At 34.6% G+C, this 13,037-nt stretch carries 10 protein-coding genes; 8 read left to right on the plus strand and 2 right to left on the minus strand.

All coding sequences use genetic code 11. The features are described from left to right. Nucleotides 1-8: 8 nt before the first annotated feature. Nucleotides 9-1,403 (plus strand): RagB/SusD family nutrient uptake outer membrane protein, encoded by a 1,395-nt coding sequence (locus AAYQ19_RS06820; RefSeq protein WP_343535269.1) that lies wholly within the window; start codon nt 9-11, stop codon nt 1,401-1,403. A gap of 113 nt (nt 1,404-1,516) precedes the next feature. Here the strand turns inward: AAYQ19_RS06820 and rocD are convergent, their stop codons facing one another. Then, a complete protein-coding gene (gene rocD, locus AAYQ19_RS06825; protein WP_343535271.1) occupies nt 1,517-2,767 on the minus strand; it encodes an ornithine--oxo-acid transaminase in 1,251 nt (416 codons plus the stop codon). A 220-nt stretch (nt 2,768-2,987) separates the two neighbouring features. Here rocD and AAYQ19_RS06830 point away from each other — a divergent pair, with 220 nt between their 5' ends. From AAYQ19_RS06830 to AAYQ19_RS06860, 7 genes are all read left to right on the plus strand, one after another. Next, nucleotides 2,988-3,440 (plus strand): Lrp/AsnC family transcriptional regulator, encoded by a 453-nt coding sequence (locus tag AAYQ19_RS06830; RefSeq protein ID WP_343535273.1) that lies wholly within the window; start codon nt 2,988-2,990, stop codon nt 3,438-3,440. A gap of 15 nt (nt 3,441-3,455) precedes the next feature. After that, complete coding sequence (locus AAYQ19_RS06835) at nt 3,456-4,952, plus strand: M20/M25/M40 family metallo-hydrolase (protein WP_343535275.1); 1,497 nt, start codon at nt 3,456-3,458, stop codon at nt 4,950-4,952. 12 nt (nt 4,953-4,964) lie between these two features. Beyond that, nucleotides 4,965-5,828 carry a cyanophycinase gene (locus tag AAYQ19_RS06840; RefSeq protein WP_343535277.1) on the plus strand — a complete coding sequence of 288 codons (864 nt, stop codon included), beginning with the start codon at nt 4,965-4,967 and terminating at the stop codon, nt 5,826-5,828. Between the two features lie 2 nt (nt 5,829-5,830). Beyond that, nucleotides 5,831-8,029 carry a penicillin acylase family protein gene (locus tag AAYQ19_RS06845; RefSeq protein ID WP_343535279.1) on the plus strand — a complete coding sequence of 733 codons (2,199 nt, stop codon included), beginning with the start codon at nt 5,831-5,833 and terminating at the stop codon, nt 8,027-8,029. Nucleotides 8,030-8,129: 100 nt separating this feature from the next. Next, on the plus strand, nt 8,130-8,903 hold the full coding sequence (locus AAYQ19_RS06850; protein ID WP_343535281.1) for a dienelactone hydrolase family protein: 774 nt from the start codon (nt 8,130-8,132) through the stop codon (nt 8,901-8,903). A gap of 43 nt (nt 8,904-8,946) precedes the next feature. Beyond that, on the plus strand, nt 8,947-9,927 hold the full coding sequence (locus tag AAYQ19_RS06855; protein WP_343535283.1) for a DUF3667 domain-containing protein: 981 nt from the start codon (nt 8,947-8,949) through the stop codon (nt 9,925-9,927). A 6-nt stretch (nt 9,928-9,933) separates the two neighbouring features. Further along, on the plus strand, nt 9,934-10,950 hold the full coding sequence (locus AAYQ19_RS06860; protein WP_343535285.1) for a M28 family peptidase: 1,017 nt from the start codon (nt 9,934-9,936) through the stop codon (nt 10,948-10,950). Between the two features lie 157 nt (nt 10,951-11,107). Here AAYQ19_RS06860 and rho read toward each other — a convergent pair whose 3' ends face one another. Continuing rightward, nucleotides 11,108-12,937, minus strand: coding sequence for a transcription termination factor Rho (gene rho, locus AAYQ19_RS06865; protein ID WP_343535287.1), 1,830 nt, complete (start codon nt 12,935-12,937; stop codon nt 11,108-11,110). Between the last annotated feature and the right edge of the window lie 100 nt (nt 12,938-13,037).

A 13,037-nucleotide genomic window follows, 5' to 3' on the forward strand; every position in this document is an offset into this window, starting at 1 on the left:
TGATCAAAATGAAAGCAAATAAATTAATCTTACTTATAATTTTCGCAGTCTTTTTTACGAGCTGTGAAGACCAACTAAACTTAGATCCTAAGCAGGCTGAAGATGCATCGGTTACATTAAGTACCGAGGGCGGCGTTACCAATGTATTAACAGGAACTTATGCGCTTGCAGCAAATGGAAATGCATATGGCGGACGAGTTTTGCTTTATGCTGATTTACTTGGCGTAACAGGTTCATTAGCTACTACCGACTTAAGATGGCGTGGAAGTTATGCCGAACTTCGTCAAATGTATCTTAAAACAATGCAAGCTAACAACGTAATTATTGAAGGAACATATTCAAGACTTTATTCGATTATCAATGCATCAAATACGGTTATTGAAAACATCGACAAAGTAAAAGATCCAGACAAACAAGCTATTATGATTGGAGAAGCTAACTTTTTAAAATCATTAGCGTATTTTGATTTAGTTCGTTTTTTTGCAAAACCTTATGTAAGCGGACAGCCAAATACACAATTAGGAGTTGTAATTAGACCAAATGCTATTTATGATTTTAGTGTTGATCTTTCAAAAGAAAGAAGCACGGTTGATGAAGTGTACAAAGTAATCATCGATGGATTAAATTTAGCGTATACAAACCTTCCTGCTGAAAATAGTTTTTATGCCGACAAATATTCTGCAAAAGCATTATTAGCAAGAGTTTATCTGCAACAAGGAAATTATGCAGCAGCAAGAGATGCGGCGAACGACGTAATTGAAAACAGCGGCCATACATTATCTCTAAAATACGCTGATGCTTTCAACCACGATGCAGACAAATCAGAAGATGTTTTTGCGATTCAAATTACAAAACAAACAGGATTGAATGATCTGGTGACTTTTTATGCTTCTGAAGGAAATGGAGGCCGTGGTGGAGATTTCACCATTAGAGATGCTTATTTGGAAAAATTCAGTGATCCTGATGATAGAGCTGTTTTTAATTATATAAATGAAGACAACGGTAGACTTTTGACTTCTAAATTTACAGATCAATTTGGTGATGTGCCAATGATTCGTTTAGCCGAAATGTATTTGATTAGAGCTGAAGCGAATTTGCGTTTAGGAACTGCTACTGGAGATACTCCATTAAACGACATCAACCTTATTCGTACAAGAGCAAACGCTGACGAATTGCTAACAGTAACTGTCGATGACATTTTATTAGAGCGTCAATTAGAATTAGGAATGGAAGGATTTTTAATTCACGACATCCGCAGAACAAAACAATCAATCGACATCAGTGCTGATGGCGACGGTTCTGAAATGATTTCGTATGATGCAAACAGATTGGTCTTCCCTATCCCACTAAAAGAAATGGATGCCAACAAAAAAATCACTCAAAATCCAGGTTACGGAAGCTAGTCCTAAACCTTATAAAACAAAAAAACCATTCGTTTAAGCGAATGGTTTTTTTTATTTTATAAATTCAAAGTAAAAAACTCAGAACCTTAGCATCTTAGTATCTCAGAATCTTTTTATCTAAACTCCTTCAAAGATTTCTCAATAATCTCAAGACATTCCTGAATTTGAGCTTCAGTCATTACCAATGGTGGCGCAAATCTAATTTTATTTCCATGAGTTGGTTTTGCCAACAATCCGTTATCTCTGAATTTCAAGCAGATTTCCCAAGCTAAATCAGACTCTTCATCACTATTAATTACAATCGCATTCAAAAGTCCTTTACCGCGAACCAACTTAATCAAATCATTTCTTTCTGCAATTTCGTTTAATCCTTTTCTCAAAATTGCGCCAAGATATTCTGCATTTTCAGCTAGTTTTTCTTCTTTAACAACTTCAAGCGCTGCAATTGCAACCGCTGCCGCAACAGGATTCCCTCCAAAAGTAGATCCGTGTTGTCCAGGCTTGATAACATTCATGATTTCGTTGTTCGTCAAAACTGCTGAAACCGGATAAACACCTCCAGAAATTGCTTTTCCTAAAATCAAAACATCTGGTTGTACATTTTCGTGGTGAACTGCTAAAAGTTTTCCTGTACGCGCAATTCCGGTTTGAACTTCATCCGCAATAAACAAAACATTATGTTTTTCGCACAACGCTTTTGCTTTCGCCAAATAGCCTTCTGACGGAACATACACTCCAGCCTCACCTTGAATTGGCTCTACTAAAAAACCAGCAATATTTTTTGATGATTCTAAAGCTTTTTCAAGAGCTTCAAGATTATCGTATTCAATTTTTATAAATCCGTCTGTAAAAGGTCCGAAGTTTTTACGAGCCGTTTCATCATTCGAAAATGAAATAATCGTAGTCGTTCTTCCATGAAAATTGTTTTCGCACACAATTACTTGCGCTTGATTTTCAGGAATTCCTTTTACTTCATAAGCCCATTTTCTGCATATTTTAAGTGCGGTTTCTACAGCCTCTGCACCAGTATTCATTGGCAGTACTTTATCAAAACCAAAATAATTAGTTACATATTCTTCGTAATTTCCTAGTTTATCATTATAAAAAGCACGCGAAGTAAGCGTCAGTTTTTGCGCCTGATCAATCATTGCTTTTACAATTTTTGGGTGACAATGTCCTTGGTTTACCGCAGAATAAGCCGATAAAAAGTCAAAATATTTTTTTCCATCAACATCCCATACATATACACCTTCTCCTCTTTCTAAAACCACAGGAAGCGGATGATAATTATGAGCTCCGTATTTATTCTCTTTTTCTATCAAAACTTCAGATTTTGATGAAAGTGTATTTTCTGTATGTACCATAATATGTTATTTTTCAAATACAAAAATATTAAAAATTATCAAATACGAGGCATAAAAACGTAATTTAACTCTAAAAAGAAACCAAACAAGTCAAAATTAATTTTCTGAACTTATTTTAAAATCAAATTAAAACACGCTCAAAAAAGTCTAATTTGCTCACTTATTCAAAAAAATGGTTACTTTTATAAATCAAAAAAAGATTTAAACCCAATTTTAAGGAATGGATATTTTAGACGAATTCGACATCAACATATTAAAAGAATTGGAAAAAGACGGAAGAATGGCTTTTTCTGCCATTGCAACCAATTTGAAAATTTCAAATACGATGGTGCATCAGCGTGTAAACCGAATGATCGAGCAAGGTGTCATTGGGGGCATAAAACCTATTATACAAGAAAAAAATATCGGCTTCGACTGGGCTTCTTTCACCGGAATAACTTTAAACAAGGATTCTGATTCTGATCGAATCATCGAAGAAATGAAAAAGATTCCTGAAATTACCGAATGTTATTATGTCACCGGTTCTTTTACACTCTACATCAAAATTGTAGCAAAGAACCACGAGCATATGCGAAAAATCCTTTACGAAAAAATCGACAACATTCCCGGTATTTCAAAAACCGATTCAATTATTGAATTGGGCTGTGCTTTCAAGAGAAACATCTCACTCTAAAATCTATAAGTAAAAATGCGTTTGCAAATACTGCTTCTCCTTGCTTTGTCGTTTTGTAGATCGTTGCTGTTTTCGCAGAATGCAGTTCCGAATCCGTCAAAAAGTGATTTTGCCGGAACACTATCTTTTCTTGCTTCCGATTGGATGGAAGGGCGTGGCGCAACACAAAAAGGCGGTTTTATGGCTTCAGAATATATCGCATCAATGATGAGTTTATATCAACTGAAACCTTATAATTCAAATTCAGATTATTTTCAAGATTTTAAAATTCAAGAACATACCGTCAAAAAAGCAATATTTCAAATAAAAAAAGGAAAAGAATCAATTTCACTTTCACCAGAAACTGATTTTCGAGTAACGCCAATTACAAAATCTCTTCAAGAAGAAGCACAAGTTATTTTTGCGGGCTACGGATTAAGTGTTCCAAACGAGAATTATGACGATTATAAAAATCAAGATGTCAAAAATAAAATTGTCGTAGTTTTAAAAGGTTTTCCGAGTCATAAAGACACAACTTCAATTGTATATCAGAAATTCAAAAAACAATTTCCAGAAGAAAATAATTTAGAAGAAAACAAACTGCAAACTGCCATAAACAAAGGTGCAATTGCATTAATTATCATAGATTCTAAAGAAAATTTCAAGCAAAAGTCAAAAGAAGATGAAGTTTTTCATTCTTTGGAAACAGTTTCAAATTTGTCAATTCCAATTTTCAAAATAAGCAAATCGTCTGCTGAAAAACTTTTCGCGGAAAGTAAAATTTCATTGGAAACATTCGAAAAAAAAGCTGCAAAATTACAGCCTACTTCTACCCTTCTAAAAAATACTAAAATCAATTTTTCTATCGAATTGCAAACTGAAACTTTTCCTGTTCGAAATGTTTTGGGAATGATTCAGGGAAAAGACACCACAAAAATGGTCATTATTGGAGCGCATTATGATCATTTAGGAATCATTAAAGATTCAATTTATAATGGTGCTGATGACAATGCTTCGGGGGCTTCAGGAATGCTGGCTTTGGCAAAAAAATGGTCGGAATCTAAAACAAAACCGCCTTATAATATGATTTTTGCTTCGTGGACAGCCGAAGAAATGGGGCTTTTAGGAAGCGAATATTTTGTTCAGAATTTTGACTTCTCAAAACAAAAAATACTTTTGTCCATCAATATGGACATGATTTCTCGAAGTGCACCGGAAGATAAAGCACATCGAGTTTTGAGCATCGGAACTGAAAAAGAAAATGAAAACCTGCGGAAAATGGCGAGCGAAATCAATGCTAAACTTCAAAATCCGTTTGCTTTGGATTTATGGGAAACCAATGGCCATTCCGGGAGCGATTATGCTTCTTTTACCGCAAAGGGAATTCCAATTATGACTTTTTTCAGCGGTTTTCACGACGATTATCACTCACCAAACGACAAAGCATCAAAAGTAGATTTCGACAAAGTAAAAGACGTGCTTTTTATTGTCAATAATTCACTTTTAAAATTTTTAGAAAATCAGAATAACTAATTCAAATCAATTATGAAAAACCAGTTTCTTTCTAAATTACCGTTTCAAAAATTTGCATTGACTTTATTGCTGATGACAACTTGTTTGCTTCAAGCTCAAAATTCAAAGGGAAAATTATTCATAATTGGTGGAGGTGATCGTTCTGATGATTTGATGAAGCAAGTTTTGGCTGTAGCCGAATTAGGGAAAAAAGATTATATCGTAGTTTTGCCAATGTCGAGCGAAGAACCGGATAGTTCGTTTATTTTCTTCAAAACACAAATGGTAAAATTGACGCAAAATCCAATTGTAATGTTGAATTTCAACAAGGAAACAGCTCAAAACAAAAAACTGACTGATTCTGTTCAAAAAGCAAAATTGATTTTCATAAGCGGAGGCGACCAAAGTCGTTTCATGTCTGTGGTTCACAATACGCCTATCAAAACAGCAATTCAAAAAGCATATGAAAACGGAAGTACGATTTCTGGAACCAGTGCTGGAGCGGCGGTCATGTCTGAAAAAATGATTACTGGAAATCAGAAATTAGAAAAAGAGTATTCGGGAACTTTTGACAATATTCGCTACAATAATCTTGAAACTGCTGAAGGTCTGGGATTATTAAAAACAGCTGTTATTGATCAACATTTTTTAAAAAGAAACAGGTACAACAGATTAATTTCTGCTTTAGTTGAATTTCCAGATTTAACGGGAATCGGCATTGATGAAGCCACAGCAATTATTGTTCGAAATAATGAAGTTGAAGTTGCGGGAGAAAGCGAAGTCATTGTTGTTCGCAATCCAAAAGGAATTCAAAAATCCAAAAAAAACAATCTTGTATCTATCGAAAACCTGCAAATGAGCATTTATACTGCGGGACAAAAATTTAAAATAAAATAAGCATGCACAATTATTCTAAAATACTGAAATCATTCTTTTTCATTTGTTTGAGTTTTCAAATTTCGGCACAAAAAATCAATACAAAAGAAGTTGCCCGATTAGAGAAACTAGCCAAACAAGTGACTATAATTCGAGATAATTGGGGCATCCCACACGTTTATGGAAAAACGGATGCAGATGCTGTTTTTGGATTATTGTATGCACAATGCGAAGATGATTTTAAAAGAATCGAAATGAATTATATCGAAAAACTAGGGCGTCTTTCTGAAATAAAAGGACAATCGGTTTTATATAATGATTTGGAAATTAAACTTTTGATTGACACAAATGAAGCCAAAGCCGATTACAAAAAAGCACCAGAATGGCTAAAAAAACTTTTAAATAGTTATGCTGATGCTATCAACTTCTATTTGTACAAACATCCAGAAGTAAAACCGGCTTTGTTGACACATTTTGAACCTTGGTTTCCATTGCTTTGGACAGACGGAAGTATTGGTGCCATTAGTACCGCTGATCTTTCTACAGCCGAATTGAAAGCTTTTTATTCTGGAAATAATGATAAAGTGGCTTATGTCGAAAGAGAAAAATACGTTCAAACCGGTTCAAACGGATTTGCATTTGCGCCATCTAAAACTTCTGACGGAAATGCTATTTTATATATAAATCCGCATACCACTTTTTACTTCAGACCTGAAGTTCAAATTGCGAGCGAAGAAGGTTTGAATGTTTACGGCGCTGTAACTTGGGGGCAATTCTTTATTTATCAAGGCTTCAATGAAAATTGTGGCTGGATGCATACGTCATCAAATGTAGACGTTGCTGATATGTATGCCGAAAAAATTGTCGATAAAAAAGGCAAATTGTTTTACGAATTTGACAATAAACTTTTGCCTGTAATTGAAAAAGAAATCACCATCAATTATACTGAAAACGGAAAATTGATTCCGAAAAAATTCAAAACCTATTTTACCAACAACGGCCCGATTATGGCGAAGCGTGACGGAAAATGGATCAGCTTGAAATCGAATAACAGATCGATGACCAGTTTGATTCAAAGCTGGGTACGAACAAAATCAAAGAGTTTTGACGATTACAAAAAAGCAATGGATTTGAAGGCAAATACCTCAAACAATACAGTTTATGCAGATAGTAAAGGTAATATTGCTTATTGGCATGGTAATTTTATCCCGATTCGAGATAAAAAATTAAACTGGGCAAAAGTTGTTGACGGCTCAACTTCGGCAACACAATGGAAAGGTCTTCATGATGTAGATGAAACTGTTCATGTTTACAATCCGGCAAACGGCTGGCTTCAAAATTGCAACTCTACTCCATTTTCTGTTGCTGGAGAAAACAGTCCTAAAAAAGCAGACTATATCCCGTACATGGCTCCCGATGGAGAAAATTTCAGAGGCGTTAATGCTGTTCGCATTTTCAGCAAAGGAAGCAATTACACTTTAGATAAAGTAATTGCTGATGGATACGATTCTAAATTATCCATTTTTGAAATCCTGATTCCGAGTTTAGTGGATGTTTTTGAAAAGAATATAAAACCCGAATCACCAGAATATGCATCTCTAAAAGAACCGATTGCAATGCTGAAAAATTGGGATTATTATGCCAAAGAAAATTCGGTTGCAACTACATTAGCAGTAGAATGGGCTTATAAATTAAACCCAATTATTTTAAAAGCTTATGTTGATGAAGGCGAAAAAGATCAAGTTGAAAACACGAAGAATTTTGCAGAAAACGCTACAGTCGAGCAGATGATTCCACAGTTGCAGACTGTATTAAAGGAATTGGAAACAAAATTTGGTACGTGGCAAGTAGCTTGGGGTGAAATTAATCGTTTTCAGCGTTCTAGCGGTGATATTGATTTAAAATATGACGACAACAAACCAAGTTTACCAATTGGTTACGGCCCTGGTTCGTGGGGAAGTTTGCCTTCCTTCAAAAGCAGTTATCAAAATGGATCTAAAAAACGTTACGGCTACAATGGAAACAGTTTTATCTGTGCAGTTGAATTTGGTCCAAAAATAAAAGCAAAATCATTGCTTGCGGGCGGAAATAGTGGCGACGCAAATTCAAAACATTTCACCGATCAAGCCGAAATGTACCAAAAAGGAAAATTTAAAGATGTTTTGTTTTACAAGGACGATGTCATTAAAAATGCCGAAAAAACCTATCATCCGGGAGAATAATTTCGGTTAAAAATCACTTTTCAAAAACCTTGGAAGAACTTTCTTTCGAGGTTTTTTTATAAGAGAATATTTCTGATATTTGTTTAAAATTGTAAAACAAATGAAAAATCCACTTCTCTTTATCTTTGCTACCATACTGTTTTCTAACACTATAAGCGCACAATTAAAATCCGTAAAATATTCCGACGGAAATCAGGCATTAAATGGCTTATCTATAAAAGCTGCTAAAAAAAGCAGTAATAATCCTGGCATCTTATTGCTTCCAGCATGGCTTGGAATCGACACCGCTTCTAAAAAATATGCAGAAGATTTATCGAAATTAGGCTACCATGTTTTTATCGCTGATATTTATGGCGAAGGCAATTATCCTAAAAACACTTCAGAAGCTGGAAAGCAAGCTGGTTTCTACAAAACTAACTATGAAGCTTATCAAAAAAGAATCAATCTTGCCTTACAGGAATTAATTAAATCTGGTGCAAATGCAGACAATATTGTCGTTATCGGCTATTGCTTTGGTGGGACTGGAGTTCTTGAAGCTGCACGTGGACATTTAAATGTAAAAGGAGTTGTTTCGTTTCATGGAGGTTTAGGAAAAGATGCTTCGAGAAAAATAGAACCTATTACAACTAAAGTTTTGGTTTGCCATGGTGCTGATGACCCTTACGTTTCTAAAGATGAAGTTCTTGCTTTTCAACAAGAAATGCGTGATTCAAAAGCCGATTGGCAAATGATTTATTATGCAAATTCTGTTCACTCATTTACAAATCCAGAAGCAGGAAATGACAATTCAAAAGGCGCCGCTTATAATGCTGTAGCCGCAAAAAGATCTTTTGATCATTTGCTTCTTTTCTTGAATGAAGTGCTGAAAAAATAAGCCCAAAACAAACCAAAAAACACCAAATCAACTAAATAAACCAATGTCACACAACAAAATTAGAGAAGACAAAACCTGTTTGAACTGCAGGCATGTAGTCGAGCAAAAGTTTTGTCCAAACTGCGGACAGGAAAACAGCGATACGCGCAAAACTTTCCATCATTTATTTGTTCATTTTTTTGAAGATTTAACGCATTATGAAAATGCATTTTGGAAAACAATCAAAAACTTGCTTGTAAAGCCATCTACTTTAACTAAGGAATATCTTTCTGGAAAAAGGCTTTCTTATCTTGCTCCGGTACGTCTTTATATTTTTATAAGCTTTATTACCTTTTTATTGATTGCAATGTTTCCAAATAAGGTGAGTGAAGAAATAAATAAAAGTGAAAATCAATTTGTTTCGCAAACCTCTAAAAAGGACAAAAAAGACAAAAAAGTAGTCCAGACTTTTGACAGCAAAAGCCATTTTGAGTTAAAATCGATGCGGGAAATCGACTCGATCCAGAAATATGGAAAAGAAGACGAAAAATTATCTGATTTCTCTTATTGGATCTATGAAAAAGCAGTACATGTGACTGAAAAAAACACCAAAAAAGAAATTATAGAAAAATTCATTGAGTCTTTCATTCATAATATTCCGAAAATACTTTTTATTATAATGCCATTTTTTGCCTTTTTTCTATGGATCTTCCACAGCAAAAAAAGATGGTATTATTTTGATCACGGAATTTTCACACTTCATTATTTTTCTTTTTTACTCTTAATATTTCTCATTCTATTTATAATCAACAAAATAGGCGGCATATTTGAAGGAAACGGCCCAATTACAGTAATAGTTAATCTCATCAACTTTGTTGGGATTATTTGGATGTGCTACTATTTTTATCCTGCGCATCACCGATTTTACGGGGAAAGTCGCTTTGTCTCATTTGTTAAAAGTGTTTTCCTCTTTATTATAAATTCGTTTTTTATTCTATTTTTACTGACATTCTATGTTCTTTACATATTCATAAATTTACACTAACAAAAAATGAAAAAAATTGTAATTCTGTTATTAATTGCTTCGGCGTTTTCATGTAAAAATGCGCAGTCTGTTGCTTCAAAAGACAACTCAGACCCAACAAAATACATGAATTCGATCACAGCAAAAGACTTAAAAAAAATGCTTTATGTTGTTGCCTCTGATGAAATGGAAGGTCGCGAAACTGGTTCGAAAGGACAAAAGAAAGCGGGACTTTACATGATCGAGCAATACAAAAAAAATAAAATTTCGTTCCCAAAAGGAGCAACTGATTACTATCAGCATATTCCGGCATCGTTTTTAAATGCAAGACGCAATGAAAACTTGCCAGATTCAGAAAACATTTGGGCTTACATTGAGGGATCAGAAAAACCAAATGAAGTTTTGGTTATTTCAGCTCACTATGACCACGTAGGTATTAAAGACGGAGAAGTATACAATGGAGCTGATGATGATGGTTCTGGAACTGTTGCCGTTATGGAAATCGCAAAAGCTTTCGCAAAAGCTAAAAAAGAAGGACACGGACCAAAACGTTCTATCTTATTCCTTCACGTAACTGGAGAAGAACACGGTTTACACGGATCTCGTTTCTATTCTGAAAATCCATTATTCCCAATTGCCAACACAATTACAGACATCAATATTGATATGATTGGACGTCGTGATGTTGAGCATACCAATACAAATAATTATGTTTATGTAATTGGAGCGGACAGATTATCAAGCGAATTGCACAATACGGTTGTAGCTCAAAATGACAAATACGTGAAAATGAACTTAGATTTCAAATTCAACGATCCTAAAGATCCTAATCATTTTTACGAGCGTTCTGACCATTACAACTTTGCAAAACATGGTATTCCATCTGTTTTCTTCTTCAACGGAGTTCACGCAGATTACCATGGAAAAGACGATACTCCAGAAAAAATTGAGTATGATGCTTTAGCAAAAAGAGCACAATTAGCTTTTGTTGTAGCTTGGGATTTAGCAAATAGAGAAAATAGACCTGTAGTTGATAAGAAATAAGGTTCTAAGTTGCTAAGCTACTAAGATGCTAAGTTTACATACTAAACTTAAATATAATTCATAAAAAAGGGATGAGTAAAACTCATCCCTTTTTTATATTCACTCCTAAGAGAAAACTTAGAATCTTAGCATCTTAGTCCCTTAGTATCTTTTTCCTTTAGTCATTCATCGAAATCAAAAACTCTTCGTTGTTTCTGGTTTTCTTGAAGCGGTCGTTTACGAAGTCCATAGATTCTACCGGGTTCATATCGGATAGATATTTACGCATAATCCACATTCTTTGTAATGTTTTTTCGTCCAATAACAAATCATCACGACGTGTACTTGATGATGTAAGATCGATTGCAGGGAAAATACGTTTATTGGCTATCTTACGATCTAATTGTAATTCCATGTTACCAGTTCCTTTAAACTCTTCGAAGATTACTTCATCCATTTTAGAACCCGTTTCAGTCAATGCAGTTGCGATGATACTTAACGAACCTCCGTTTTCAACATTTCTAGCTGCTCCAAAGAAACGTTTTGGTTTTTGCAATGCATTAGCATCAACACCTCCACTTAATACTTTTCCAGATGCTGGTTGAACTGTATTGTACGCACGCGCTAAACGTGTAATCGAATCCAAAAGAATTACTACATCGTGACCACACTCTACTAAACGTTTTGATTTTTCAAGAACGATATTCGCAATTTTCACGTGTTCTTGTGGTTCTCTGTCAAAAGTTGAAGCGATAACTTCTCCACGAACACTTCTTTGCATATCAGTAACCTCTTCAGGACGTTCATCGATCAACAAAACGATCAAATAAACTTCTGGATGATTTGCAGCGATTGCATTTGCAATATCTTTCAAAAGCATTGTTTTACCCGTTTTAGGCTGTGCAACGATCATTCCACGTTGTCCTTTTCCTATTGGAGAAAACAAATCGATAATACGAGTTGATATAGAACTGCCTTTTTCGGCTAATTTAAATTTTTCTGAAGGGAAAACTGGTGTCAAATGTTCAAAAGAAACTCTATCACGAACAACTTGAGGATCGTGACCATTAATTTTAAGTACACGAACTAAAGGGAAAAACTTTTCGCCTTCTTTAGGAGGACGAACCACTCCTTTTACTGTATCTCCAGTTTTCAAACCAAATAATCTGATCTGTGAAGTTGATAAATAAATATCATCTGGAGAAGCTAAATAATTATAATCTGATGAACGCAAGAAACCGTAACCATCTGGCATCATTTCAAGAACACCTTCACTTTCAATAATTCCGTCAAATTCAAAGTCAGAATCTCTGAAATTATTATTCTTTTTATTTTTATGATTTGGATTTTGATTTCCGTTATTCCCATTTCCGTTACCATTCCCATTTTGGTTTGGATTCTGATTCGGATTTTGGTTAGGGTTTTGATTTTTATTTTGATTCGGATTTACCTTTTTTGCTTGAGGCGTAGCTTCTGTTTTTTCTGCAACAACAGGAGTTTCAGCACTTTCTTCGGCAACCACCTCTTTTTCAGCATTTTTGACTGCTTCTTTTTCCTTTTGCAGCGCTACTTTTTTCTCGTATGCAGACTTATTAAATTTTACAATTTTAGGTTCTTTTTTATCTGCAACAGGTTTTTCCTCATTACTTTCCTGAACTTTAGCCGCAGTTTGATTTTTTGCATTAGCCTGAATTTTTGGTTTTGCAGCTACAGGAATTTCCTTTTTCTCTGGAGTTTCCTCTTCTTTATCAAATTCTAAAACAGGAGCGTTTTTAGGAGCTGCAGTCTTTTTTGCAGGAGCTATCCTCGCTCTTTTTGGTTTTTCATCTGCAATTTCTTTTTCAGCCACAGGAGGTGCTGGCGGCGCTGTAGTCGCTTCTTGGTGTGCTAAAATCTGAGTGATTAAAGTCTCTTTTTTAACACCATTAAACTTTATAGTTTTAGCCAACTTAGCTATTTCTTGAAGCTCAGAAAGCTTCATTTCTTTTAATGCAGAAATATCAAACATGAATGTTCTATGAATTTAATTATTTTAAAGGAAATACTGTAAAAAGTAGGTAGACAAATTTTTTCAATTGACCGCAGTATGAAGTGCTTACGGTATTTTG

The organism is Flavobacterium mesophilum (assembly GCF_039581405.1).
In the GTDB taxonomy this organism is placed as follows: domain Bacteria; phylum Bacteroidota; class Bacteroidia; order Flavobacteriales; family Flavobacteriaceae; genus Flavobacterium.